The organism is Acidovorax sp. GW101-11A03, assembly GCF_059424825.1.
Genome location: NZ_JBWKZU010000051.1, coordinates 1 through 22,794 on the forward strand (window position 1 = coordinate 1; position 22,794 = coordinate 22,794).

Annotated in this window: 29 protein-coding genes; 12 read left to right on the forward strand and 17 right to left on the reverse strand. The window is 65.0% G+C overall.

From position 1 onward, the window contains the following. Positions 1-473 precede the first annotated feature (473 nt). Positions 474-1,007 (forward strand): DUF2242 domain-containing protein, encoded by a 534-nt coding sequence (locus AC07Z7_RS18785; protein ID WP_494767268.1) that lies wholly within the window; start codon positions 474-476, stop codon positions 1,005-1,007. A 42-nt stretch (positions 1,008-1,049) separates the two neighbouring features. Here the strand turns inward: AC07Z7_RS18785 and AC07Z7_RS18790 are convergent, their stop codons facing one another. Continuing rightward, positions 1,050-1,589 (reverse strand): RBBP9/YdeN family alpha/beta hydrolase, encoded by a 540-nt coding sequence (locus AC07Z7_RS18790; RefSeq protein WP_494767238.1) that lies wholly within the window; start codon positions 1,587-1,589, stop codon positions 1,050-1,052. Positions 1,590-1,726: 137 nt separating this feature from the next. On the opposite strand from AC07Z7_RS18790, the gene AC07Z7_RS18795 reads away from it, so the two are divergent. Continuing rightward, positions 1,727-2,164, forward strand: a complete 438-nt coding sequence (locus tag AC07Z7_RS18795) for an Lrp/AsnC family transcriptional regulator (RefSeq protein ID WP_494767239.1) — start codon at positions 1,727-1,729, stop codon at positions 2,162-2,164. A gap of 92 nt (positions 2,165-2,256) precedes the next feature. Here AC07Z7_RS18795 and AC07Z7_RS18800 read toward each other — a convergent pair whose 3' ends face one another. Continuing rightward, positions 2,257-3,147 (reverse strand): LysR family transcriptional regulator, encoded by an 891-nt coding sequence (locus tag AC07Z7_RS18800; protein WP_494767240.1) that lies wholly within the window; start codon positions 3,145-3,147, stop codon positions 2,257-2,259. A 133-nt stretch (positions 3,148-3,280) separates the two neighbouring features. Here AC07Z7_RS18800 and gstA point away from each other — a divergent pair, with 133 nt between their 5' ends. Both gstA and AC07Z7_RS18810 read left to right on the forward strand, forming a co-directional pair. After that, entirely contained in the window at positions 3,281-3,889 is a 609-nt protein-coding gene (gstA, locus tag AC07Z7_RS18805) for a glutathione transferase GstA (protein WP_494767269.1), read from the forward strand. Beyond that, the gene (locus AC07Z7_RS18810) at positions 3,886-4,596 is read left to right on the forward strand and encodes a glutathione S-transferase family protein (protein ID WP_494767241.1); all 711 of its coding nucleotides are present in this window, start codon (positions 3,886-3,888) and stop codon (positions 4,594-4,596) included. The genes gstA and AC07Z7_RS18810 overlap by 4 nt, the downstream gene beginning before the upstream one ends. On the opposite strand, the gene AC07Z7_RS18815 is transcribed toward AC07Z7_RS18810, so the two are convergent. From AC07Z7_RS18815 to AC07Z7_RS18825, 3 genes are all read right to left on the reverse strand, one after another. Beyond that, complete coding sequence (locus tag AC07Z7_RS18815) at positions 4,518-5,144, reverse strand: pseudouridine synthase (RefSeq protein ID WP_494767242.1); 627 nt, start codon at positions 5,142-5,144, stop codon at positions 4,518-4,520. The two genes, AC07Z7_RS18810 and AC07Z7_RS18815, sit on opposite strands and share 79 nt — an antisense overlap. A gap of 82 nt (positions 5,145-5,226) precedes the next feature. Continuing rightward, entirely contained in the window at positions 5,227-6,159 is a 933-nt protein-coding gene (locus AC07Z7_RS18820; RefSeq protein ID WP_494767243.1) for a peptidoglycan DD-metalloendopeptidase family protein, read from the reverse strand. 90 nt (positions 6,160-6,249) lie between these two features. Further along, entirely contained in the window at positions 6,250-6,498 is a 249-nt protein-coding gene (locus AC07Z7_RS18825; protein ID WP_094287295.1) for a hypothetical protein, read from the reverse strand. Positions 6,499-6,734: 236 nt separating this feature from the next. On the opposite strand from AC07Z7_RS18825, the gene AC07Z7_RS18830 reads away from it, so the two are divergent. After that, positions 6,735-7,520: a transporter substrate-binding domain-containing protein gene (locus AC07Z7_RS18830; RefSeq protein WP_094287297.1), complete on the forward strand. Its 786-nt coding sequence runs from the start codon at positions 6,735-6,737 to the stop codon at positions 7,518-7,520. Between the two features lie 36 nt (positions 7,521-7,556). Here the strand turns inward: AC07Z7_RS18830 and AC07Z7_RS18835 are convergent, their stop codons facing one another. The 5 genes from AC07Z7_RS18835 to AC07Z7_RS18855 form a co-directional block, all read right to left on the reverse strand. Next, positions 7,557-8,018, reverse strand: coding sequence for an SRPBCC family protein (locus tag AC07Z7_RS18835; RefSeq protein WP_094287299.1), 462 nt, complete (start codon positions 8,016-8,018; stop codon positions 7,557-7,559). Positions 8,019-8,164: 146 nt separating this feature from the next. Then, positions 8,165-8,482 (reverse strand): DUF2322 family protein, encoded by a 318-nt coding sequence (locus AC07Z7_RS18840; protein WP_494767244.1) that lies wholly within the window; start codon positions 8,480-8,482, stop codon positions 8,165-8,167. 124 nt (positions 8,483-8,606) lie between these two features. Next, complete coding sequence (locus tag AC07Z7_RS18845) at positions 8,607-8,936, reverse strand: hypothetical protein (RefSeq protein ID WP_494767245.1); 330 nt, start codon at positions 8,934-8,936, stop codon at positions 8,607-8,609. 45 nt (positions 8,937-8,981) lie between these two features. Continuing rightward, positions 8,982-9,980, reverse strand: coding sequence for an FHA domain-containing protein (locus AC07Z7_RS18850; protein WP_494767246.1), 999 nt, complete (start codon positions 9,978-9,980; stop codon positions 8,982-8,984). Further along, positions 9,977-11,398: a S1 family peptidase gene (locus AC07Z7_RS18855; RefSeq protein WP_494767247.1), complete on the reverse strand. Its 1,422-nt coding sequence runs from the start codon at positions 11,396-11,398 to the stop codon at positions 9,977-9,979. The genes AC07Z7_RS18850 and AC07Z7_RS18855 overlap by 4 nt, the downstream gene beginning before the upstream one ends. A gap of 78 nt (positions 11,399-11,476) precedes the next feature. On the opposite strand from AC07Z7_RS18855, the gene AC07Z7_RS18860 reads away from it, so the two are divergent. Next, on the forward strand, positions 11,477-12,421 hold the full coding sequence (locus AC07Z7_RS18860) for a M14 family metallopeptidase (RefSeq protein ID WP_494767248.1): 945 nt from the start codon (positions 11,477-11,479) through the stop codon (positions 12,419-12,421). A 125-nt stretch (positions 12,422-12,546) separates the two neighbouring features. Beyond that, the gene (locus AC07Z7_RS18865; RefSeq protein ID WP_494767249.1) at positions 12,547-13,668 is read left to right on the forward strand and encodes a hypothetical protein; all 1,122 of its coding nucleotides are present in this window, start codon (positions 12,547-12,549) and stop codon (positions 13,666-13,668) included. Positions 13,669-13,774: 106 nt separating this feature from the next. On the opposite strand, the gene AC07Z7_RS18870 is transcribed toward AC07Z7_RS18865, so the two are convergent. The 6 genes from AC07Z7_RS18870 to AC07Z7_RS18895 form a co-directional block, all read right to left on the reverse strand. Next, complete coding sequence (locus AC07Z7_RS18870; protein ID WP_494767250.1) at positions 13,775-14,074, reverse strand: hypothetical protein; 300 nt, start codon at positions 14,072-14,074, stop codon at positions 13,775-13,777. Between the two features lie 92 nt (positions 14,075-14,166). Beyond that, on the reverse strand, positions 14,167-14,520 hold the full coding sequence (locus AC07Z7_RS18875) for a HepT-like ribonuclease domain-containing protein (protein ID WP_494767251.1): 354 nt from the start codon (positions 14,518-14,520) through the stop codon (positions 14,167-14,169). After that, positions 14,517-14,807, reverse strand: a complete 291-nt coding sequence (locus AC07Z7_RS18880; protein ID WP_494767252.1) for a nucleotidyltransferase family protein — start codon at positions 14,805-14,807, stop codon at positions 14,517-14,519. Before AC07Z7_RS18880 ends, AC07Z7_RS18875 begins: the two co-directional genes overlap by 4 nt. 223 nt (positions 14,808-15,030) lie before the next feature. After that, positions 15,031-15,660 (reverse strand): hypothetical protein, encoded by a 630-nt coding sequence (locus tag AC07Z7_RS18885; RefSeq protein WP_494767253.1) that lies wholly within the window; start codon positions 15,658-15,660, stop codon positions 15,031-15,033. Then, positions 15,635-17,083, reverse strand: coding sequence for an AAA family ATPase (locus tag AC07Z7_RS18890; protein WP_494767254.1), 1,449 nt, complete (start codon positions 17,081-17,083; stop codon positions 15,635-15,637). Before AC07Z7_RS18890 ends, AC07Z7_RS18885 begins: the two co-directional genes overlap by 26 nt. A 64-nt stretch (positions 17,084-17,147) precedes the next feature. Beyond that, the gene (locus AC07Z7_RS18895; protein WP_494767255.1) at positions 17,148-18,998 is read right to left on the reverse strand and encodes a glutamine--tRNA ligase/YqeY domain fusion protein; all 1,851 of its coding nucleotides are present in this window, start codon (positions 18,996-18,998) and stop codon (positions 17,148-17,150) included. Positions 18,999-19,171: 173 nt separating this feature from the next. Between AC07Z7_RS18895 and AC07Z7_RS18900 the strand changes: the two genes are divergently transcribed. The 5 genes from AC07Z7_RS18900 (at position 19,172) to AC07Z7_RS18920 (ending at position 22,288) form a co-directional block, all read left to right on the forward strand. After that, a complete protein-coding gene (locus AC07Z7_RS18900; RefSeq protein ID WP_094287328.1) occupies positions 19,172-19,513 on the forward strand; it encodes a hypothetical protein in 342 nt (113 codons plus the stop codon). A 185-nt stretch (positions 19,514-19,698) separates the two neighbouring features. Then, complete coding sequence (aroQ, locus tag AC07Z7_RS18905) at positions 19,699-20,175, forward strand: type II 3-dehydroquinate dehydratase (protein WP_094287330.1); 477 nt, start codon at positions 19,699-19,701, stop codon at positions 20,173-20,175. 30 nt (positions 20,176-20,205) lie between these two features. After that, positions 20,206-20,619, forward strand: coding sequence for an alternative ribosome rescue aminoacyl-tRNA hydrolase ArfB (arfB, locus tag AC07Z7_RS18910; protein WP_494767256.1), 414 nt, complete (start codon positions 20,206-20,208; stop codon positions 20,617-20,619). A gap of 123 nt (positions 20,620-20,742) precedes the next feature. After that, positions 20,743-21,564: a DODA-type extradiol aromatic ring-opening family dioxygenase gene (locus tag AC07Z7_RS18915; RefSeq protein WP_494767257.1), complete on the forward strand. Its 822-nt coding sequence runs from the start codon at positions 20,743-20,745 to the stop codon at positions 21,562-21,564. A gap of 52 nt (positions 21,565-21,616) precedes the next feature. After that, positions 21,617-22,288, forward strand: coding sequence for an alpha/beta hydrolase (locus tag AC07Z7_RS18920; RefSeq protein WP_094287336.1), 672 nt, complete (start codon positions 21,617-21,619; stop codon positions 22,286-22,288). Between the two features lie 33 nt (positions 22,289-22,321). On the opposite strand, the gene AC07Z7_RS18925 is transcribed toward AC07Z7_RS18920, so the two are convergent. After that, on the reverse strand, positions 22,322-22,789 hold the full coding sequence (locus AC07Z7_RS18925) for an Lrp/AsnC family transcriptional regulator (RefSeq protein WP_063463138.1): 468 nt from the start codon (positions 22,787-22,789) through the stop codon (positions 22,322-22,324). Positions 22,790-22,794: the final 5 nt, after the last annotated feature.

The following is a 22,794-nucleotide window of genomic DNA, read 5'->3' on the forward strand; positions in this document are numbered from 1 at the left end:
CAAGCGCCGCAACGCCGCAGACCGCCCGGCAAGGCACTTGCCCGAAGGGTTGGGGCGAAATCGGGCGATTGGACGCCCCGGCTGCTTGCATGGGCACGAGCCCATGCAGCGCACCCGAAGCATCCACTCATCCCGATTGCGCCCCAACGCGGCCCCGAAAAGATCGTGAACACGTTCTGAAGGTTGTTCCGGGGTTTATCCACAACCTGTTGCACATGCTGCGGGTATAACTTGCCGGAAGATGGTGGGCACGGCGAACAACCCCGTCCAAACCCTGGCCATGTAGCGGCCGGTGGGCTGGCCGCTCCCTAAAATCGACGGAACCGCGCCGGGCCTGTGCCGTCAGAGCACCCTGTTGCGCAGCGTGAAGAAAACAACCCGACATGACACCAAAACCCCAGACGCATTGCCCCTTGCCCCCCGCCGCAACGGCGGCCAGCGCGCCAGCCCGTGCCCCGCTGCGGGCGCTGGCCTTGGCCGTGGCAGGCGGTGCATCGGCCCTGCTGCTGGCGGGCTGCGTGGGCACCACCGTCAAGACCTTCGAAGTGCAGGAAAACTTTGGCTCCGTGGCCACCTATTCGCGCCTTTTTGACGCCACCCCGCAGCAGACCTGCGAGGCATCGCGCCGTGCGCTGCTGAGCCAGGGCTACGTCATCTCCACCCAGCAGGCCGAGCTGATCGAGGGCAAGAAGAGCTTCCAGCCCGAGGCCGAATCGCACCTGCAGATGGTGGTGCGCGTGGTGTGTGTGCCCGAGGCCAGTGACGGCAAGGTGAGCCTGGGCTTTGTGACCGCGCTGCAGGACACCTACGCCCTGCGCAAGACCAACAACTCCGCCAGCGTGGGCGTGGGCGCCATCGGCTCGGTGTCGCTGCCGTTTTCCTCCAGCAGCGAATCGCTGGTCAAGGTGGGCAGCGAGACCATTTCCAAAGACACCTTCTACGAAAGCTTCTTCGACCTGGTGAAGCGCTACCTCATCATCGACCAAGCACAGGCCAGTGGTGGCTGAACGTGTGAGGCCTGGCGCCCCGCAGTAGTAGGGCAGCAGGCATCACTCGCCGCGCCAGCGCTCCACCAGCGCCCACCCCTCGGGCCAGTCGCCCAGCCCGCTGTCGGCATTGAGGTGGCCCCGCGCGCCCAGCACCACAGGTTCGGCGTTCCAGGCGCTGGCGCATTGCGCTGAAAAGCCGGGGGTGGAATAGGGATCGGTGGTGCTGCTCATCAGCACCCGCCGGGGCTCGGCGGGCAAGGTGCCAGGCAGCGGCGCAAAACCGTGGGCGTCGGTCGGGAAGTTCGGCCCGCTGGGGTCGGGCACCGCCACCAGCAGCAGCGCATGCACGGCCCGATGGTGGCGCGCGGCCCAATGCACCGCCACCAGGCACCCCAGGCTGTGGGCCACCAGAATCGGGGGCTGCGGCAGCGCGGCAATTGCATCATCGAGCGCACGCACCCAGGTGTCGCGCACGGGGTGGTCCCAGTCGGCCTGCTCCACCCGCGCCACGCCCGCGTGCCGCGTTTGCCACAATGACTGCCAGTGGGTGGGGCCCGAGTTGTAGATGCCCGGAATGAGCAAAACAGGTCGCGTCGTCATCCAAATTCCTTGTTGTCAAAGCAGATCCATCACTGCCCGCCCACGATAGGAAACTGCGGCCACATCGGCCAGTGGCAGCCATCGAAAATCGCCCGCCCAAACCTTGAAGTCATCGCAAACACAAAGGAAACGCTGCTGTGGAACTGGACAAAAAAGACCGGCAGATCCTCACGGCCCTGCAGCACGACGCGCGCCAGAGCCTGTCGGCGCTGGGCAAACAGATCGGTCTGTCGCAGCCCGCGATGAGCGAGCGCGTGAAGAAGCTCGAAGACGCAGGCGTGATTGCGGGCTACTCCGCCCGCATCAACCTCGCCGCCGTGGGCCTGGGCCTGCAGGCCGTGGTGCGGGTGCGCACCACGCACGAGCACATCCAGCGCTATGTGCAGCTGTTCCAGTCCATGCCCGAGGTGCTCGACGCCGTGCGCGTGACCGGTGAAGACTGTTTTGTGGTGCGCTGCGCCTTCGGCCAGCCCGCCGACCTGGAGCGTGTGGTGGATGCGCTGGCGGCGCATGGCAGCGTGTCCACTTCGTTGGTGCTGTCGCACCCGGTGAACAAGGCGGTGCCGCTGATGTAAGGGGGTGTGCGCTGAAATGACCGACTCCGCGCAACGGCTAAGCGCTGATAGCTATTGAATGCATAGCAATCATCGGTCGTTTCGTGGAGCCCTCAGGGCAGCTCCACCGTGTCTGCCAGATGCCCGTACACCGCTGCGATGCGCCGCAGGTGCCGCGACTCCGGGTGCGTGAGCAGCCACAGCTCGTTGTCACATTCGGCCAGCGACCCGGTGACCGGGCGCAGGTCACTGCGGCCCTGGGCCAGAAAAGTCGGCAGCACGCCCACGCCCGCACCCCGGGCCACCAGCTCCATGACCGTGAGCAGGCTGTTCACGCGGTAGGTGGGCTGCACCTTGGGGTACTGCTTCTTGCGCCAGCGCACCGAGGGGTGGTCGGGCATGGAGTCGTCGGGCGCGACCCAGGCCGCGCGGCCCGCCTGCACATCGGACAAGGCCAGCGTGCTGGTGTGGGCGGTGTAGAGCGCCGAGCGGATCGTGCCCAGTTGCCGTCCCACCAGGTGCTGCGGCGGGCGTTTGGTGGCGCGCACGGCGATGTCGGTGTCGCGCCGTGTGAGGCTCACCAGCTCGTTGCCCCCATGCAACTCGTACACCAGCGCCGGGTGCCGGGGCTGCAGCCGCTGCAGTGCCGGTGCGATGAGCCCGTGCAGGAGGGTGTCGGTGGTGGAGATGCGCACCGTGCCCGTGATCTGCTCAGGCTGCGCCTGGGTGGCGGTGCGCGCGGCCTCCAGGGCGGCCTCTACCCGTTCTGCCTGCTCGGCCAGGGCCTGGGCCAGTTCCGAGGCGCGGTAGCCCGCGCGTGAGCGCTCGAACAGCGACTGCCCCAGCCCCCGCTCGATGCGCTGGATCGCGCGGAACACGGTGGAGGCATCCACCCCCAGGCGCTCGCCGGCCGCCGCCAGCGTGCCGGTGCGCACCATGGCCAGCAGCACCTCCAGCTCGGCGGCGCCCAGACGGTATTGCGTTGTTGCAATCAATGATTTCATGGCTGCGAATTTCGTTTGCGCTGGTGCAATCATAAATTCTGCCTGTCGCCCCTGCCGGCCCGATCCGATCCAGGACGTATGCATCCGGGTGACTACCTTCCACCTCTTTTTCACAGAAAGCCCCGCCACCATGATGAAGCTCTACTACGCCCCCGGCGCCTGCTCGCTCGCCGTCCACATTGCCCTGCGCGAGGTGGGTGCCACCTTTGACCTGGTCAAGGTGGACCTGGCGCGCCACACCACCGAGGCCGGCGCCAACTTCCTCGATATTTCACCGCGCGGTTACGTGCCCCTGCTGGAGCTTGCCGACCAGTCGCGCCACACCGAGGGCGCGGCGCTGCTGCAGTACGTGGCCGACCTGGATCCGGCGCGGGCGCTGATTGGCCAACCCGGCTCGCGCGAGCGCCTGGCCGTGCTGGAATGGCTTACCTTCATCAGCACCGAGCTGCACAAGGGTTTCAGCCCCTGGCTGTGGCACAAGGAAACCGCCGACTCCACGCGCCAGGCCGCGCGGGCCAAGCTGGCCACCCGGTTTACCGAGCTGGATGCGGTGCTGTCGCGCAGCGACTTCCTGGCAGGTGCCTACAGCGTGGCCGACGCCTATGGTTTCACCATCGTCAATTGGTCGAACCTGCTGGGTATCCCGCTCACCACCTACCCGCACCTGCAGGCCTGGATGGCGCGCGTGGCAGCCCGCCCGCAGGTGCAGGCCGCGCTGCGCGCCGAGGGGCTGTTGTCGTGACCGGGGCAGAGGCAGCGCCTGGGCTCACGCTGGTTTCACACGCGCTGTGCCCCTATGTGCAGCGCGTGGCCATCGTGCTGCACGAAAAAGGCCTTGCGTTTGAGCGCCGCACCATTGATCTGGCGCACAAGCCCGATTGGTTTCTGGCCCTGTCGCCGCTGGGCAAGACGCCGGTGCTGCAGGTGCGCGGCCAGAGCCTGTTCGAGTCGGCCGTGATCTGCGAATACCTGGACGAAGTCGCCACACCCGCGCTGCACCCGCAGGACCCATTGCAGCGAGCCCGCCACCGCGCGTGGATGGAGTTTGGCTCTGCGGTGCTGGGCAGCATCGGCGCGTTCTACTCGGCGCCCGATGAGGCCACGTTGCAGGCCCGCGCGCACGATTTGCGCGGCCGCTTTGTGCAGATCGAGGACGCGCTGGGGCAACGCAGCGGGCCGGGGCCGTACTTTGCCGGGCCAGACTTCGGCATGGTGGACGCGGTGTTCGGCCCCGTGTTCCGTTACTTCGATGTCATCGACCCCTTGCCGGGCATGGCAGATCTGGGGTTGTGGCAGGGCCTGCCCCGCGTGGCGCACTGGCGTGCGGCGCTGGCCGCCCGCACATCGGTGCAGCAGGCCGTGGGCGCGGACTATGCCGAGGGCTTGCGCACGTTCTTGCGCGCGCGGGGCTCGGCGCTTTCGCGGCGCATGGGCGCCGTGGCGGCGTAGCTCCCCACGTCCGCATCGGCCCAGGCACCGGGCGCCAGCCCGTCGAGCGTATGCGGCCCGATGGCTGCGCGGATGAGCCGCAGCGTGGGGTGGCCCACGGCTGCGGTCATGCGGCGCACCTGGCGGTTGCGGCCTTCGCGGATGATGAGTTCGATCCACGCGGTGGGGATGGCCTTGCGCTCGCGGATGGGCGGGGTGCGGTCCCACACGGCGGGTGCGGGCTCCAGCAGGCGCGCGCGGGCGGGCAGGGTGGGGCCGTCGTTCAGCACCACGCCGCTGCGCAGTGCGGCCAGCGCGGCCTCATCCGGGATGCCCTCCACCTGCACCCAGTAGGTCTTCTCCATCTTGAAGCGTGGGTCGGCAATGTGGGCCTGCAACCGGCCGTCGTTGGTCAGCAGCAGCAGGCCTTCGCTGTCGGCGTCCAGGCGCCCGGCCACGTACACGCCGGGCAGCGCGATGTAGTCCTTCAGGCCCTGCCACTTGCCCTCGGCCGTGAACTGGCTGAGCACGCCATAGGGTTTGTTGAAGCGGATCAGGCGCGGGGTCATGGGGGCGGGCGGGGCGTGGGTTTTGAATGAAATGGGCTGCTTGCGCTTGTCCATCAAGCGCAAGCAGCTATCAAAATAATAGTTATGCAGGGATGAACAGGGCCGGGTCCACCATGCTGCGGTTGAGCATCACGCCCCAGTGCAGGTGCGGCCCCGTCACGCGGCCGGTGGCGCCCACCTGGCAGAAGGCGTCGCCCGCCTGCAGCACGTCGCCCACGCGCACATCCATGCGGCTCAGGTGGCAGTACATGCTGAGCAGGCCCTGGCCGTGGTCCAGCCACACCGTACCGCCGTTGAAAAAGTAGTCTCCCACGTCGATCACCCGGCCTGCCAGCGGGGCCACGATGGGCGTGCCTGTGGGCGCGGCGATGTCCATGCCGCTGTGCGGGTTGCGCGGCTGGCCGTTGAACACGCGGCGCAGCCCGAACGAGCTGGAGCGCCGCCCGGGCACCGGCACGCGCATGCGCAGCGATGGCTGGGCCTGGCCCGCAGGCAGCTCGGTGAAGGTGGCCATCACCCGCGCCTGGTGGTCGCGCTCGCGCTCGTAGCGCGCCTGGTCTTCGGGCGAGAGGTCTACCGTGCGCGGCGATACCTGCAGGTGCTGCTCCTTGTAGCGCTTGGGCGCCACCGTGTAGTGCAGCGGGCGGGGGCTGCCGCCGTCGGCCAGCGCGGTGATGAACGCGTCGCCGGGTGCTGCGGCCAGCGGAATGCCCACGATGGCCGTCCACTCGACCACATCGCCCACCACCAGCACCGGCACATCCACGTCACCCTGGCGCACCAGGGCCCGGGGCCGCGCGGCGGCAGGGCCCAGCGAGAGGCGGGCCACACCGCCCGGCACCTGCAGCGCCTGGGGCCATACGGCGGGTGCTACAGGTGGTTTGGCGGGGGATGCAGGCTGCGGCTTGGCGTGCAGGCCCATGGCGGGTGCCAGCAGCAGGCCGCCCGCGCTGGCCAGTGCGGTGCGGCGGGTGAAGAGGGGGAGATGAACAGGGTGGGGCGAAGGTGCTGGCACGGGAGAGTCTGGCGTGGCGAGGAGGCTGCAGTGGGACTGTGGCCGGGGGGGGGCAAACGAGGAAATGGCGGGCCGGAGGCCAAGCCTTGGTCAGTGCGTCACAAACTCATAGGTCACGGCTTCGCTTTCGACCATGTCCAGCACCTCATGGAGTTCTTCCTCGCTGTCGGTGCTGCTCCACATGTCTTCGGGGTCGGTGGCAAACAGCGGCTCGATGGCGATGTCCAGAAACTTGCCGTCGGCCATCTGGATCACCGGCGTGCCTTCGGAGGTCTCGACCAGCTCCCAGTCGTCGGGCACGGTCATTTCGAGCTGGATGGTGACGTTGAGTTTTTTCATGGTGTTCCTCGGGTAATGGGTGTGGCTTGCTGTGGGGCAAGCCGGGGGAATGGTCTTCAGGCCCCGGAGGGTAACCCAGCACGACGGCAGTGCCAGCAAGAAGCCACCACCGGTCGCGCGTGGCATGTTGCGTGCTTGTGGTTGGCGTATCCTTTTTGTGGCTTTGTCAGGGTGGTGCGCGCAGCGTTGCCCTGGCGGCTGGTTTCATCCTTTTTGTCCTCTGGAGCACTTCCCACATGATCCCCAAGAAAACGCTTGCCGTGGCTGCCGCTGCCCTGGCCACTGCCCTGTCCTTTTTCAGCCAGGCCGCGCAGGCAGGCCCCCGGCTCGACAAGATCATGGAGGCGAAGGTCATCCGCGTGGGCACGCCCGGCGACTACCGCCCGTTTGCCATCAAGACCGACGCGGGCTACAGCGGCCACGACATCGACGTGATCGAAACCATGGCCAAGGAACTGGGCGTGAAGATCGAGTATGTGCAGACCTCGTGGCCCAACCTGGTGAAAGATTTGCAGGGCGACAAGTTTGACGTGGCCGTGGGCGGCATCACCCGCAACGTCAACCGCATGCGCATCTTTGACATGCTGCCCGGCTACGCCCCGTTTGGCAAAGTGGCCCTGGTGCGCGCGGCTGACAAGGCCAAGTACACCAGCCTGGACGCCATGAACCAGCCCGCCGTGCGCGTCATCAAGAACCCCGGCGGCACCAACGAAACCTATGTGCTGGCCAACCTCAAGGCCGCCCAGGTCAGCACGCACGACAAGAACGCCGAGATCCCCGCGCTGATCGCCGAGGGCAAGGGCGACGTGATGATCACCGAGACCTACGAAGCCCTGCACTACGCCAAGGCCGACCCGCGCCTGCACGCCGCATTCGTCGATGCGCCGCTGACCCCGAAGAATTACCTGGGATTCATGCTGCCCACCGACGATGCCGACTACGTGCGTGTGATGGGCTTTGTGTGGGGCCTGGTGGACAGCCGAGGCACCATCAAGCAGGCGGCTGACAAGTGGTTGAAGTGATGCGGTTGAAGTGACCAGGGCCGGGGGCTGTGGGCGTTACTCGCCCGGAATCTCCGGCTCCACCAGCAGCGCCAGCAGCTGCAGCGACTCCTGCCAGCCCAGGTAGCACATCTCGGTGGGGATCACCGCCGGGATGCCCGCCTGCACGATGGACACTTCGGTGCCCGTGATCACCTTTTTCAGCTGGACGGTGGTGCGCATTTCGCCCGGCAGGTTGGGGTCGTCAAACCGGTCGGTGTGCACGATGCGCTCGCCCGGCACCAGCTCCACATATTCGCCGCCAAACGCGTGCGTGCCGCCGCTGCTCATGTTGGTGAACTGCATGCGGTAGCTGCCGCCCACGCGCGCATCCAGGCTCAGCACCCGGCCGGTGTAGCCATGGGGCGGCAGCCATTTGCACATGGCATCGGGGTCGAGAAACGCGCGGTAGATGCGCTCGGCCGGGGCGCGCAGCACGCGGTGCAGGGTGACGGTGCCGGTGGTAGTGGTGGTGGTCATGCAGGGTCTCCTTGAGGGTGGGCATCAGGGTGGATGAAAGCGTGAACCGCCAAACGATATCGCTCATTCAACGTGTTCACACCCCTACGACGAACGGGCCTGCGCGTTTTCGACAACCTGCCGCTGCCACGGCAATTTTTTTTGTCTCAGGCTGAAACCGTGCGGACGTCAAAGCTCTCGCTGCCCTGCGCCCAGGCCAGCAGCCGGTCGATGTTGGGATGCTTGCCGGGAAAGGCGCGCGCATCCGCCACATGCTCGGCATACCACTCCAGCCCCAGGCTGGCGGCTGCGGGTGTGATGCGGCCGCCATACAGCGCCCCCAGTGCGGCATACACCACCAGCGATCCGCCCTGGCCGGGCTTGTTCTCAATGGTGGCGAGGACCTGACCGTCGGTGCCCAGCAGGTGCAGGGCAGCGAGGTGGCTGGCGGAGGGGAGTTGTTTCAGGCGGTCTGCGAAGTTCATGGGATGGTGATGGAAGAAAAGTTTGAATGAAATTGGCTGCTTCCGCGCTATGGGTAAGCGCTGGTAGCTACCAAAAGAGAAGTAAATGCCGATGGTATATGCGTGTCAGCGTGGCGGCGGGTGCTCACGCCTGCCACACCCCAAACCCCGCCGAGCGCAGGTCGATGCCGATCTCGATCTCCCGGTCCACCGCCTCCTCGTAGGTCATGGGGTTGAAGCCCTCGTACAGGTCCGGCAGCAGCCGCAGGCCGTATTGCGTCACAAACCGGTTGGCCTGGATGCCTGCCTTGTGCTTGTCAAACCGCACATCCGGGTCCAGCCCGGTCATGCCCACGTACACACAGGGCTTGCCGTCGATGTAGCCCGGGTTGTTCTTGCGAAAGCGCGGCTCCAGCAGCACGTCTTTGGAGAGTTCGACCACGTAGACGTGGTGGTGGGGCTTGCGGCGGCGCATGGGGCAGGGGGTTGGGCTGATGCGGGCGCTGTGTGTGCAGCGATCCTACTCATCCTCGTCCGCCAGCCCGTCGTCCTTCAGGCGTCGGTCCAGCTTGGCGCGCAGGGCTTCGGCGTCTTGCAGCAGCTGGTCCACCGGTGCGGCTGGGGCCACGCGCAGGCTGGGGGGGAACAGGCTGCTCATGTACATCTCGTTCGTCAGCCGCATGCGGTTGAGCCACTGCGCGCCCAGCCATGCGGGCACGCCCAGCATCACCACGGCGGCCACCGTCCAGGCCAGGCCCGCGCGGCGGCGGGGCAGCACGGTGGCCAGGTGGGCATACAGCGCCCAGGCCAGCACCAGCACGCCCAGCACGCTGGCGAACTGCGACAGCGCCTCCAGCGAGAAGGAAAACGCCGCCAGGTTGGCCACCAGCCGCAGTGCCTCGCTGGCCAGGTACACCGTGCAGGCAATGCGCACATGGCGCCAGAACTGCAGGCGGCCCGCAAACATCTTGTTGGCCACGGCCCACAGGCCCGACCAGGCGCTGAGCACCAGCAGCAGCATGAGCAGCACGCTGGGCAGCGACTTGAGGTACTGCGAGCTGTCGCGCGACTCCAGCCACGACGAGGCCATGGCCGCCGCCCCCACCAGCACCACCAGCGCGGCCGTGGTGCCCACGGTGCGCCACGGAAACTCCGGCAGCGCCTGCTCATCGGCAATGGGTGCATCGGCCAGGCGCAGCGTGATGTGGGTGTGGCCCAGGTCGATGGGCGTGCCGCCGGGCCAGTCAAACCGCTCGCCCTGGGCATGGCGCTTGCGCTGCAGGCGGGCGCCGTTGCGGGTCTCCAGCACCTCCACCTGCACCGTGCGGTGTTCGTCCACCGTGCGGTCAATGCGCAGGTGCCGGGGTGCCGCAAACGGGTCGTCCAGAACCAAGTCGCAGTCCAGCGCGCGGCCCACGGTCACGGGCCAGCGGGTGATGGGCGCGCGCGCCAGCAGGGCGCCGTGGCGGTCATGGGCCTCGATCAGGCCCAGGGTGGTCGTTGTCGGCATCGTGCTCATGGTGCGGCCTCCCAGCGGAAGGCCTTGAGGTAGTGGCCGGCCAGCTTCATGCCGTTGTCAAACGCAACGCCTTGCACATCCAGGCGGCCCAGCACGCCCTGCGTGGGCTGGTTCACCGAGGTCACCAGCACCGTCATGTTGTACAGGCCGGTCAGCTTGCGGTAGGCCGACAGGCACACCACCGCCCGCAGCGGCAGGCTGCCGGGGTCTACAAAACGCTCGGTGCATTCGGCCGCCGTCTGGTGGCGGTTGCCGCGTGTGGGCAACTGCTCGTTGGCAAAACTTTGCGAATACATGCGCGCAAACCGCGCAGCGCCCAGCGTGGGCGCGTTGTAGGCCTCGTACGACAGGCGCACCGCGCCGGTGTTGAAGTCGCCCGCCACCACGTCACTGTCGGCACGGCACTGGGTGCGCTCCAGGTTCAGGCCGGGGAAGGACGGGTCGCGGCCCGAGCCCCAGCACCGTGCCAGCGCGTCGTCGGGCACGGGCACACGGTAGCTGCCGTGGCGCTGCTCGCGCAGCGGCGTTTTCAAAAAACGGTCGGTCAGCACCTGTTGGTGCTCCACCAGCTGCCGCGTCACCTCGCCATACGCGGCCTGGGTAATGGGCTGGGCGTTGGCCGCGCGCTGCACCAGCGCCTGCGCAAACTCTGCAGGGATCAAAAAGCTCACCTGCTCGCCATCCAGCCGCTTGGCCACGTTCACGCCCAGCACGCGGCCCGCGTCGTCCACCGCCGGGCCGCCGCTCATGCCGGGGTTGAGCGTGCCGCCAAAAAAGATGCGCGGGTAAAAGCTGCGCTTGACCAGCCCGTTGTAGGTGCCTTCGGTCACGGCAAAGCCAATGTCCAGCGGGTTGCCCAGCGAGTAAATGCGCTCGCCCTGCGCCAGCGGCTCTTCGGCAGGCCGAAAGCCCAGCACCGGCGCAGCAGCCGTGCGGCCCTTGGCGCGCAGCACGGCCAGGTCGCGCTGCACGTCAAACGCCAGCAGCTCCACCTCGCCCTCCTGGCCTTCCATCGTCACGTACACGCCCCGGTAGCGCTCGGGCTCCAGCGCCAACTGGCTGGCAACGTGGAAGTTGGTCACGATCAGCCCATCGGCCGACACAAAAAAGCCCGAGCCAATCGACGCCTGCGTGCCCGCGTTGCGCAGCAGCGTGCGGATCTGCACCAGCTTGTCGCGCGACAGCTCGTAAATGCGCCGCGCATCGCGCGAGAGCAGGGCGGCATCGGCCGCTGTGGGCGCGGCGGCTGCCGGTGTCTGCGCCGCGCCATCCACCGGGCTGCTGCCCGCAGGGCGTGGGGCCGGGGTGGATGCGGTGGCGGGTGAAGGGGCGTTCTGTGCATGGGCCGCCAGGGCGCAAAGCAGCAGAACCAGGGACGAGGTGGCCAGCCGCAGGGGCCGGATCAAGGGGAAGAGCATCGCGGTATTCTATGAACGCTCTGCGACCTGCCCGGGCCCTGTCGGCCACGGGTTCTTCTCATACCTGCCCACACACCCATGCAACCCACTCCCTCCTACCCCATCGGCACGCCCGGCCAACCCTGGGGCGACGCCGAACGCGACCAGTGGCGCGCGCGCCAGGTGCGCCAGCGCAGCCATGCCGACGACGTGCTGCGCGCTATCGACGCCCTGCGCAGCCAGTGGGATATGCTGCCCTATGGCGAGGTGGCCTATGCCAACGCCCACCATGCGCCCGAACACTTCCCCCTGCAGGCCCTGCGCAGCCGCCCCTGGCAGCCCGGCCTGCCCAGCGTGCTGGTGACGGGTGGCGTGCACGGCTACGAAACCAGCGGCGTGCACGGCGCGCTGCGCTTTGCGCAACAACATGCGGCCGAGTTTGCGGGCCGCGCCAACCTGCTGGTGGTGCCCTGCGTCAGCCCCTGGGCGTATGAGCGCATTCAGCGCTGGAACTTCGACGCCATCGACCCCAACCGCTCGTTCAAGGAAGGCTCGCCCGCACAGGAATCCGCCGCCCTCATGCGCCTGGTGGCACAGCACCAGGCGCAGTACGGCCCATTCGACGCCCACATCGACCTGCACGAAACCACCGACACCGACGAATCCGAATACCGCCCTGCCGTGGCCGCGCGCGACGGCAAGGTGTTCGAGCCCGGCAGCATCCCCGACGGCTTCTACCTGGTGGACGACACCGAGAACCCGCAGCCCGCCCTCCAGCAAGCCATCATCGACGCCGTGGGCCGCGTAACGCACATCGCGCCTGCGGACGACAAGAACGAAATCATCGGCTCGCCCGTGATGGCCCCCGGCGTGATCCGCTACCAGCTCAAGGCCTGGGGCCTGTGCGCCAGCGTGAGTGGCGCGCGCTACACCACCACCACCGAGGTCTACCCCGACAGCCCCCGTGCTACACCCGAGCAGTGCATCGTGGCGCAGGTGGCGGCAGTGTGTGCGGCGGTGGAGTTTGTGTGTGGGGCGCAGTAAACCTGAAATTCTTTGAGTCGAATTGGCTGCTGCCGCCTGATGGATAAGCCCTGATAGCTATAAAAATTGAAGCAATAAAGCTAGAGCCCCAGCCCACCCACCATCCGCATTGAAAGGAACTGACTGTGGACCTGCCCCAGATGCTGGACACCTTCGCCCGCATGCCCGCCGCCGAGCAGCAGGCCTGGTGGCGCATGGCCGCCGGGCTGCTGGCCGTGGTGGTGGCGCTGCTGTGGCTGGAGAGCCGCTACTTCAAGCCCAGCCGCCGCGTGGGCAGCTGGCTGGCGGTGCGCCTGGTGTCGGTGCTGGCCGCGCTGCTGGCGGTGGCGGCGGTGCTGCTGCCCGCACGCGCCGTGGGCGGGCCCGCTGCGCTGGGCGTGTTTGTGCTGTCGCTCTACACCTTGGGCCCCGTGGTGTGGTTTGGCGGCCATGTGCTGGCCGGGCGCTGGGTGCGGCCCGCACTCTCGCGCGCCGAAAGCCTGGTGCTGGGCCTCACCGGCCTGGCCATCGCCGCCGTGCCCGTCTACGCCAGCCTGATGGCCCAAAGCGCTCTGCAAACCGCCGCACGCGACGTAGCCCAGCGCCGCGAGCTGCCCGCCAGCAACCCCCCGCTGGCCCACACCGTGCAGCCCGTGCAGCGCTACCACCTGCCCGGCGTGGGGCTCATCTACACCCAGTCACTGCTGGGCACCCCCGACAACCGCCTGCTGCGCGTGGAGCAGCGCCACGGCGGCGGCCAATGGCCCACGCACCCCCACCCCGTGGCCCACCCCAGCTACTGCACCCACGGCAACGACGTGCACCTGATGTGGTCCGCCCAGGAACCCCCACCCTACCTGCGCCTGCACTGGGCCCAAAGCAACGGCGCACCCACCAAGGCCGAGTTCACGCCCCAGCTGGCGTTGGACCCTGCCACCCCCGTGCCTGACTTCCCCCTCGCCCTGCGCCCCGACGGCGCCGACCCCGCCGCCCCCATCGCGCGTGAGAGGGCGTACCTGGTGCTGGTGAAAGAGGGGCAAGCGGCGCACCCACAGCAAGCGCCGATGCAGCAACCGCCGCAGACCTACACCCAGATGCTGGCCAGCCCGCCCGAAGCGGGCGAGGTGCGCACGACCGATTGCGTGATGGCGGGCTTCCAGCTCACCCCCACCGTGGCCAAACAAGGCTGGCAGGTGCAGGCCATGGGGCTGGTGTTTCAGCTGTCCACGGGCGGGCAGCCGTTGCGGGCGTTGGTGGAGCGGAAGTAGAGGCGAAATTGGCCGTTACCGCCCGATGGGATTGCCTTTGTTGCTATCAAATTGAAAGCATCAAGGGTTTGTGGCGCGTAAGTGCAAATGCAAGCGCGAGGGTGCTTTACGGATGGCGGCCCAAAGCACTCAGCAACCGCGCACTCACTTCGGCCGCTTCCAGCGTGGCGAACTGCATGTTGTGCTGCTCCGTCAGCGGGCCGTGGCCCGGCTCCATGCGCCCGGCTGCGTCGTAGCCCATGGCCTTGAACTTCCACACCCCACCAACCAGCTTGAGCGAGCCCACATGCGCGCCATCGGCGGTGTGGACGGACACTGCGGCGGCGTTGATGGGCAGCAGCTGCAAGGGGCCTGCCAGCGGGCCGGGTGGTATGTGGGCGAAGGTGGGGGTGAACGGGGGCGTCATCGAGGCGCTTTAGCTGTGCTGCAGTTCTTTGGGTGAAATTGGACTCTTGCGCTTGATGGATAAGCGCAAGAAGCTATCGAAATTGAAGCAACCTAGACCGAGAGTGCTGCTACTTGCGCCCTGAGCGCTGGCAGGTCGTTCTGCACGGTTTGCCAGACGATGCCCAGATCCACAGTGAAGTAGCCGTGGGCCAGAGCGTTGCGCATTTCATAAGCAAAGCCCCACGGCACATGGGCGTGTTTCTGCGCAAAGTCAGGGTGGTTCTTGACCACGTTGTTGCAGGCCTCGCCAATCACCTCCAGGTTGCGAATCACGGCATCGCAGGTCTTGCGGTCTGCCAGGAATGCTGCCAAATCCATGCCAGCCGTGTAGTCCTGAATGTTGCCGATAGCCTCCAGGATGTGCTGCAAGTAGTCCGCCACCCGGAGCGGGTGCGCCCGGCTCATACGGTGATCGCCTCGCGCAGCACCTGGTCCCGGAAGCTGGCGGGCAGGCTGTTGGGGGTGAGCACATCCACCTCCATGCCCAGCAATTGCTTCAGTTCAAACCGGATCGCGCCAATGTCCATCAGCGTGGTTTGCGCGGTGGGCTCTACCAACAGGTCCAGGTCGCTGTCGGCTGTGTCGTCCCCATGCAGCGCCGAGCCAAACACTCGCACGCTGCTCACGCGGTGGCGCAGTGCGACCTCGCGGATTTGCGAGCGGTGGAGGGATAGGGCTTCGGAGGGGCGCATGGTTTGGAGTTTAGCGACGTTGGATGTTCGTTAATCCACAAGTCTAGGCAGTTCATGGATTCGGCGCCAGCAACGACAAGCGCATCGCTATTTTTTAGGAGAGAGTAGGGTCACAGCCAAAATTCATTTTGTTATGAACGTTTGTAGAGTGTTGCGCTTCATCCGACCAGATCAACGTTCAAAAAATGCATCGCCTACGGATTGGCTACTGTTCTACATTGAATTAATTTCGTAATATTGCTTCTTTTAGATGGGCCTCGAATTGTGAAAAGCTTCGTAGCGCTCTCACGCCTGAAAAATCGTCAATGAAACCTGTAATCCGGCTTCTTGCGCTATGTTCGTTGAATTTCTTCAAACGCTGCGGCGGGAGGTTTGAGGCAGTTTTTAAAGCTTGAAATAAAACATCCTTCGGATTGGGTAGATTTTCGATAAATTGTTTTGAGGGTAGATTTAAATCGACATTGCCGTTACGATTGTTTGCTGCGGCTCGAATGGCCGCTTCTTCCGTCAATAACCAACTCTCAATCATCCGAACGGGTACCGCCGGGACAACAGGAATAGGAACACCTGAAGCTTGAGAGGCTGCTTTAACCTCATCGGTTCTCTCTTGTAGCGAAGCCCTTTCCGCGTCTCTATGGCAAACAATTACATCAGGTCCGTAATTGTCGAATGCTTTTTTGAGGCGTAAATGGAGAGGGCCACGTGCTGGAATTAACTCGTGCGCCGGATTGATTCGAAAAGCTTGCTCAGGGAAATTTGTGTCAACAATCCACTGGATTAAATGTTGAATGCATAAATCAGAGGTTCCGTCGCAGACGATAGCAATGCTAGTTAGTGCCAATTTCAGCTCCATTGGTCATCGAGCCAAAGTCAAGCATGCCCTGCTCTGCCGCAAGTTGCCATAGTCGACCACCATCGATTTCATCTTCGGGATACGCCTCTTTGCTGCGCAGGTAATCTAATAACTCGGTTACTGTAACTTTCGGCGTCCATTCTTCTGAGTAGTCAGGGTGAGAAAGTCGCCAAGAGTTCACAATGGCGCCATATGCCGTAAAAGATGATTTATTTTTTCTTATCGGAACAGCAACGAGGAGTTCGTCTGGATGGAGATTTCGGACAACAACAGGGGAATGTGTATTAATTATTACTTGCCGTAAGGGGTTTTCCGGACTTAGTGCTTGTTGAGTGTTGACAGACATCTCGCGAAGCAGTTCTAAAATTGAATTGATGCGAGAGGGATGAATTCCATTTTCTGGCTCTTCGAAGCATATGAGGCCTTTCGATTCGGTGTCAAATGCCATCGTAGCCAAAGCCAGAAATCGCAATGTCCCGTCGGAGAGTGCTCGAGCTTGATGAACAACACCGTTGCGTTGTTCAAGAAGCAAAGTCTTTATTCTTCTGGTGTTGTCAACATCGACAGAGATTTCACGTACTTCTGGAATTAATGCCGCGACTCTGCTGGAAATTTCCTCATATCGCTTTAGTCGCTCAAGCGTAGAGGGAATATGCGCTCCATCAAAGGTAATGTGTGGATCATCGGAAAACTCATCTGGAGCTCGTAGCTTAGCCGGCTCAAGTTGTAAAAGCTTCCAGCTTTGCATTTCTCTCCGGGCGGCTAGAACTGTTGGCCTTTCATCGGTATTTGCTGAACCTAGCACCGTTCTTGGGGAGTTTTGTGCAGGAATCTGGGAGGGGCGTCCAGAGTTTCCGTCTTGACTGATATTTATTGTCGAACTGCCCGTTTCTTTGTTGACCTCGGTGGTAATAAAAGGAGTTCTCTTTTCGCCCAATAATGCAGAACTGAAAAAATCTTTTGAGCAGGCGAAGCCAATGCGACGCTTGGCATTACCCTTGGGGAGGTAGGTTAGATTTTCAGAAACAAGTTCAATTCGCTCATTTGAGTCATGATCGACAACATACTTTAGTTCGATCTTGTACGTTAAAAATGTAGTGCTGGGTTTTGCTTTTCTGCCAAAGTCATCAATGACTTCGCTCGCGACGATCAAATCAACCTCAATGATGATGTTTGGCAGATTTGAATCGGTGGTTTTGGTGAATAGGGAGCGTAAGTCGCCTTTTCGGCTACCGCTTCTGTCACGGACGCGGTGAGCGGCTTCCACTATCGAGTGATCTGCTAGATCCCGTAAAAAGAGGATTGCATCAAATAAGTTTGATTTGCCCGCTCCGTTCGCCCCTGCAATACAGGTGAAAGGCCCGAACCTAACTTCTGAGTCAATTAAGCTCTTGAAGCCTTGAACCCGGAGTCTTGTAAGCATCGCGAAATCCTAGTCAGTTTGAGCACGGTGTTCTAATCTGGTGGGTTGAGCGGGGCGTTGTCGTTCACTTGCCCCAAGAATCCTTCAACCCCACCGCCAAGTTAAACACCGGCTTCTCCGCCTTGTGGTCAATACGGTCCGCCACAAAGTACCCATGCCGCTCAAACTGGAACTTGTCGTCCGGCTTCGCATTGGCCAATGACGGCTCCACGATGGCGGTCACCACCTTCAGGCTGTTCGGGTTCAGGCTTTCAATGAAGTCCTTGCCGCCCGCGTCGGGGTGGGCGTCCAGGAACAGGCGGTCGTACATGCGCACTTCAGCGTTCACGCCGTCGGCCACGCCCACCCAGGTGATGGCGGCTTTCACCTTCACGCTGTCGGCGCCTGGGGTGCCGCTCTTGGTGTCGGGCACCACGGTGGCCAGCACTTCGGTGATGACTCCGTCCGCGTCCTTGGTGCAGCCGGTGCATTCGATGACGTAGCCGCCCTTCAGGCGCACCTTGTTGCCGGGGAAGAGGCGCTTGTAGCCCTTGGGGGGCACTTCTTCAAAGTCTTCGCGCTCGATCCAGACTTCTTTGCCGATGGTGAAGTGGCGCACGGGGCTCTCTACCCCCTCTGGTGGGTGGGGCAGGGCGGGCAGGCTGCAGGGCTCCAGGTGGCCTGCGCCCATCACGTCGTCCCAGTTGGTCAGCACCAGCTTGACGGGGTTGAGCACGGCCATGCCACGGTGGGCCTTCAGCTCCAGGTCTTCGCGCAGGCAGCCTTCCAGGGTGCTGTAGTCGATCCAGCTGTCGGACTTGGTCACGCCGATGCGTTCGGCAAACACCTGCAGGGCTTCGGGCGTGTAGCCACGGCGGCGCAGGCCCACGATGGTGGGCATGCGGGGGTCGTCCCAGCCGCTCACTTTATGGTCGTACACCAGTTGGGCGAGCTTGCGTTTGCTGGTGATGACGTAGGTGAGGTTCAGGCGCGCAAATTCGTACTGGCGGGGGGCGGGGCTGGCCAGCAGGCCACCTTCCGTCAGGCGCTCCAGCAGCCAGTCGTAGAAGGGGCGCTGGTCTTCAAACTCCAGCGTGCACAGGCTGTGGGTGATCTGCTCCAGCGCGTCCTCGATGGGGTGCGCGTAGGTGTACATGGGGTAGATGCACCAGGTGTCGCCCGTGTTGTGGTGCGTGGCGCGGCGGATGCGGTAGATGGCCGGGTCGCGCATGTTGATGTTGGGGCTGGCCATGTCGATCTTGGCGCGCAGCACCATCGATCCATCCTCATGCTGGCCAGCACGCATCTCGCGGAAGATGCGCAGGTTTTCCTCGGGCGTGCGGCTGCGGAAGGGGCTGTCCACGCCGGGTTTGCTGAAGTCGCCCCGGTTGGCGCGCATTTGTTCGGTGGTTTGCTCGTCCACGTAGGCGTGGCCCGCTTCGATCAGGTATTCGGCCGCGCGGTACATGAAGCCGAAGTAGTCGCTGGCCTGGTAGGGCGCGGCGCTGCCGGGCGCCTGGCCAAGCTGGGCCCAGTCAAATCCGAGCCATTTCACGGCGTCGATGATGCTGTTGACGTATTCGGTGTCTTCTTTTTCGGGGTTGGTGTCGTCAAAGCGCAGGTGGCACACGCCGCCGTAGTCGCGCGCCAGGCCAAAGTTGATGCAGATGCTCTTGGCGTGGCCGATGTGCAGGTAGCCGTTGGGCTCGGGCGGGAAGCGGGTGCGGATCTTGGCGGGGTCGGGCTCGCCCTGGGCGTGGTGGGCGGCGTCGCCAGGGGCGCCAGCCCAGCGGCGGGTGGCGTAGGTGCCTTGCTCCAGGTCTTTTTCGATGATCTGGCGCAGGAAGTTGCTGGGCTTGGTGGATTCAGCGGTGTCCGCAGCGGCGGCGCTGGCGGGGGAGGTGGCGGAGGTATTGGCGGGGGAGGGGGTGCTCATCCAGCCATTTTAGGCGGCGGTTTCGTGACGGTTTACGCATTAAAACAAGCGCGTGTACGTTCAGACACAACGTAAAGACGCTTTTATGCCATCCTTTTGGCTACTTGGTGCGTTGTGTACCGGTGAGGGCCCTTGCCACCTGGCGGCGGGCTTTCATTTACCAGGAGATTTCCATGACGAAAACCCGTTCTCTTTATGCCATGGCCGCTTCGGCTGGCGTGGCCCTGGCTTTGCTGGCCGGTGCTGGCGCCGCCCAGGCCCGTGACGTCAATTGGTCGGTTGGCGTTGGCGTGCCCGGCGTGGTGATCGGTGCCAGCAATGGCTACTACGCCCCCGCCCCGGTCTACGTGGCGCCGCCCCCACCGGTGTATTACGCGCCGCCCCGGCCCGTGTATTACAGCGCCCCGCCCGCCTATTACGCCCCCCCACCGGTGGTGTATTACGGCCATGGCTACCGGCACCATCGCCATCACCGCCATCATGGTCACGGCCACGGTCGCCACTGGGACCGTTGATCAGCCTAGGGCGTGTCATCAACCTCTTGGGCGCGAGTCGCTCACAGGCAGCGTTGCACAGGCTGCCTTTTACAGCGGTCCTTCGGGGCCGCTTTTTTATTGGGGCGGCCCCTGCGCTGGGCGCCGCATAATCCCGCACTCTGGCCTGCCAGCGTGGCAGGCGCATTGCCCCGGAGACCTTGTCTGTGACTGCCCATAAAACCGTTTTTGTCCTGAATGGCCCCAACCTGAACCTGCTGGGCACGCGCGAGCCCGCCGTCTACGGCGCCCAAACGCTGGCCGATGTGGAAAAGCTCTGCGCCGACGCCTGCCAGCGCCATGGGTATGCACTGCGTTTTCACCAAAGCAACCACGAGGGCGCGCTGGTGGACTGGATTCATGAGGCAGGCCGCCTGCACGCGGCGGGCGAGCTGGCTGGGGTGGTGCTGAACGCCGGTGCCTACACCCACACCAGCATTGCGCTGCATGACGCCATCAAGGGCACAGGCATCACCCTGATCGAGCTGCACATCAGCAATGTGCATGCGCGCGAGGCCTACCGCCACCACTCGTACATGGCTGCGGCCGCCAAGGCGGTGATGTGCGGCTTTGGTGTGCTGGGCTATGGCCTGGCGATTGACGGCCTGGCGCAACTGCTGGCCCAGCAGCAGCCTGCGGCCTGATGGCCGGGCGCGCGGGCCTTTTCTATTTGTATGGCCCCGCTGCCCCTGCAGGTCACTGAGGACGAGGTTGAAATCACCGCCATGCGCGCCCAGGGCGCGGGCGGGCAGAACGTCAACAAGGTGTCGAGCGCCGTCCACCTGCGGTTTGACGTGGCGGCCTCGTCGCTGCCCGAGGGCGTGAAAGAGCGCCTGCTGGCCCTGCGCGACACCCGCATCACGCAAGAGGGCGTGGTGGTCATCAAGGCCCAGCAGTTCCGCAGCCAGGAGCAGAACCGCGCCGATGCGCTGGCGCGGCTCAACGCGCTGGTCAACACCGTGGCCGTGCCGCCCCGGGTGCGCCGCGCCACCAAGCCCACCTATGGATCGCAGCAGCGCCGCCTGCAGGGCAAGACCCAGCGCAGCGAGACCAAGGCGGTGCGGGGGCGGGTGCGCGACGGCTCTTGATCGCTGGGTGGGGCGCTGCCAGGGTTTGATTGGCATCACCCATAGAACAATCTGTCTGCCCGGCAGGGCTTGGTGTGGGCGCCCGTCCGGCCTACAGTGAGGGCATTCACGGATGAAACTGCCATGACCGCTGTTGCCCACGCCCCTTCCTCCATTGTTCCAGCCCTGTTCGTATCGCACGGGGCGCCGCTGTTTGCGGTGGACGCTGGCACCACCGGCCCCGCGCTCACGCAGTGGGGCCAGGGCCTGAAGGCGCAATACCCCGGCCTGCGCGGTGTGGTGGTGATGTCGCCGCACTGGATGGCGCGCTCGGTGCAGGTGATGACCGGCCCGCAGCCCGCCACCTGGCACGACTTTGGCGGCTTTCCGCCCGCGTTGTACGAGCTGCAATACCCCGCCCCCGGCTCGCCCGCGCTGGCGCAGGAGGTGCTGGGCCTGCTGCAGGCGGCCGGTGTGGCCGCGCAGGGCGATGCCGCGCGCCCCTTTGACCATGGCGCCTGGGTGCCGCTGATGCATTTGTTCCCCGAGGCCGATGTGCCCGTGGTGCAGGTGGCCCTGCCCGTGGGTGCGGGCCCGGCCGAGGTGTATGCGCTGGGCGCCGCCTTGCGCAGCCTGCGCGCCCAGGGCGTGCTGGTGGTGGGCTCGGGCAGCATGACGCACAATCTGGCCGAGTTTTTTGGCGGCGAGCGTGCGCCCGCGCCCTATGTGCTGGAGTTCAGCCGCTGGATCGAAGCCGCGCTGGCCCGTGGCGACATGGCCGCGCTGCTCAACTACCGCAGCCAGGCGCCTCATGCCCACCGCGCGCACCCCACCGAAGACCACTTTTTGCCCATCTTCTTTGCGCTGGGTGCGGCGGGCGACGACCTGCACGCAAACTACTTGAGCCGCGAGGTGATGTACAGCATGCTGTCGATGGATGCGTTTGCGCTGGAGCCGGTGCATTGATGGTGCATCGGTCCTGCATTTTTTAAGTCAAAACTGCCCCTGGCGCCTGTCTATGCTCAATCTACCGCTCACATTTTTGCAGCGCCCCGCTGCTGCCACCACGCCCCGCCCCTGGCTGCTGGTGCTGATGCACGGTGTGGGCAGCAACGAGCAGGACCTGTTCAGCCTGTCGCCGCAGATCCCCGAGCGCTTTCATGTGCTCAGCCTGCGCGCGCCGTTCCGCATGGGGCCGGGCTCGCATGCGTGGTTTGATTTTTCCATCGAGCCCAATGGCGACCGCACCATCAACGAAGAGCAAGAGGCCCAAAGCCGCGCCCTGGTGGCCCAGGCGGTGGAGTCTGCTAGCGCGCAACTGGGCATCCCGCCTGAGCGCGTGGTGGTGGGCGGCTTCAGCCAGGGCGGCATCATGGCGCTGTCGCTGCTGCTGACAAAGCCCGAGCTGATGCACGCCGGCCTGGTGTGGCACAGCCGCCTGCTGCCGCAGGTGGTGCCCCTGACGGCCCCGGCCGATGCGCTGCGGGGCAAGCGGCTGTGGCTGAGCCATGGCACGCACGACAACGTGATCCCCCTGGCCAACGCCCAGGCCATTGCGCACCACATGGCGCCCCTGCCGGTGGCGGTGAGCTACCACGAGTTCCCCAGCGCGCACGAGATCCGGCCGTCCGAACTGGCGGCCACGGTGACCTGGCTGGAGTCGCTCTCGACCACGCCCACCGCTTTCTGAGCGAAGGCCCCGTCTCGCCGCAGCGCCCCAGCCTCACACCGGCAGCGCCATGGTGCGCTTCACTTCCTTGAGCGAAAAGCTCGTCGAAATCTCGCGCACGCCCGGCAGGCTGCGCACATGGGTGCGCACGTATTCGGCAAACGATTCCAGGTCGGCCGCCACCACCTCCAGCTGGTAGTCATACCGGCCCGAGAGGTTGTGGCACGACAGCACCTGGGGCATGGCCATCACCTCGCGCTCCAGGGCCGACGTGGTCTCGGCCGTGTGGTCGTGCAGCGCCAGTTGCACAAAACCCAGCACGCCCCAGCCCACGCGCTGGCGGTGCAGGTGGGCGTGGTAGCCCGCAATCACCCCGGCTTCTTCCAGCGCCCGCACGCGCCGCCAGCAGGGTGAGGTGGACAGCGACACCGCCTCGGCCAAGTCGCCCACGGTGGCGCGGCCGTCGCGCTGCAGGGCGTTGAGCAGGGTGCGGTCCACGGGGTCGAGCGGGTAGGGGTGCATGGTGG

Bases quoted from the DNA above. Each gene is read 5' to 3' on its own strand.
- AC07Z7_RS18790 (WP_494767238.1), bottom strand. From the start codon at position 1,589: ATGACGACGCGACCTGTTTTGCTCATTCCGGGCATCTACAACTCGGGC.
- AC07Z7_RS18800 (WP_494767240.1), bottom strand. From the start codon at position 3,147: ATGAAATCATTGATTGCAACAACGCAATACCGTCTGGGCGCCGCCGAG.
- gstA (WP_494767269.1), top strand. From the start codon at position 3,281: ATGAAGCTCTACTACGCCCCCGGCGCCTGCTCGCTCGCCGTCCACATT.
- AC07Z7_RS18815 (WP_494767242.1), bottom strand. From the start codon at position 5,144: ATGACCCCGCGCCTGATCCGCTTCAACAAACCCTATGGCGTGCTCAGC.
- AC07Z7_RS18825 (WP_094287295.1), bottom strand. From the start codon at position 6,498: ATGAAAAAACTCAACGTCACCATCCAGCTCGAAATGACCGTGCCCGAC.
- AC07Z7_RS18830 (WP_094287297.1), top strand. From the start codon at position 6,735: ATGATCCCCAAGAAAACGCTTGCCGTGGCTGCCGCTGCCCTGGCCACT.
- AC07Z7_RS18835 (WP_094287299.1), bottom strand. From the start codon at position 8,018: ATGACCACCACCACTACCACCGGCACCGTCACCCTGCACCGCGTGCTG.
- AC07Z7_RS18840 (WP_494767244.1), bottom strand. From the start codon at position 8,482: ATGAACTTCGCAGACCGCCTGAAACAACTCCCCTCCGCCAGCCACCTC.
- AC07Z7_RS18845 (WP_494767245.1), bottom strand. From the start codon at position 8,936: ATGCGCCGCCGCAAGCCCCACCACCACGTCTACGTGGTCGAACTCTCC.
- AC07Z7_RS18850 (WP_494767246.1), bottom strand. From the start codon at position 9,980: ATGAGCACGATGCCGACAACGACCACCCTGGGCCTGATCGAGGCCCAT.
- AC07Z7_RS18855 (WP_494767247.1), bottom strand. From the start codon at position 11,398: ATGCTCTTCCCCTTGATCCGGCCCCTGCGGCTGGCCACCTCGTCCCTG.
- AC07Z7_RS18860 (WP_494767248.1), top strand. From the start codon at position 11,477: ATGCAACCCACTCCCTCCTACCCCATCGGCACGCCCGGCCAACCCTGG.
- AC07Z7_RS18870 (WP_494767250.1), bottom strand. From the start codon at position 14,074: ATGACGCCCCCGTTCACCCCCACCTTCGCCCACATACCACCCGGCCCG.
- AC07Z7_RS18875 (WP_494767251.1), bottom strand. From the start codon at position 14,520: ATGAGCCGGGCGCACCCGCTCCGGGTGGCGGACTACTTGCAGCACATC.
- AC07Z7_RS18880 (WP_494767252.1), bottom strand. From the start codon at position 14,807: ATGCGCCCCTCCGAAGCCCTATCCCTCCACCGCTCGCAAATCCGCGAG.
- AC07Z7_RS18885 (WP_494767253.1), bottom strand. From the start codon at position 15,660: ATGGAGCTGAAATTGGCACTAACTAGCATTGCTATCGTCTGCGACGGA.
- AC07Z7_RS18890 (WP_494767254.1), bottom strand. From the start codon at position 17,083: ATGCTTACAAGACTCCGGGTTCAAGGCTTCAAGAGCTTAATTGACTCA.
- AC07Z7_RS18895 (WP_494767255.1), bottom strand. From the start codon at position 18,998: ATGAGCACCCCCTCCCCCGCCAATACCTCCGCCACCTCCCCCGCCAGC.
- AC07Z7_RS18900 (WP_094287328.1), top strand. From the start codon at position 19,172: ATGACGAAAACCCGTTCTCTTTATGCCATGGCCGCTTCGGCTGGCGTG.
- arfB (WP_494767256.1), top strand. From the start codon at position 20,206: ATGGCCCCGCTGCCCCTGCAGGTCACTGAGGACGAGGTTGAAATCACC.
- AC07Z7_RS18915 (WP_494767257.1), top strand. From the start codon at position 20,743: ATGACCGCTGTTGCCCACGCCCCTTCCTCCATTGTTCCAGCCCTGTTC.
- AC07Z7_RS18920 (WP_094287336.1), top strand. From the start codon at position 21,617: ATGCTCAATCTACCGCTCACATTTTTGCAGCGCCCCGCTGCTGCCACC.
- AC07Z7_RS18925 (WP_063463138.1), bottom strand. From the start codon at position 22,789: ATGCACCCCTACCCGCTCGACCCCGTGGACCGCACCCTGCTCAACGCC.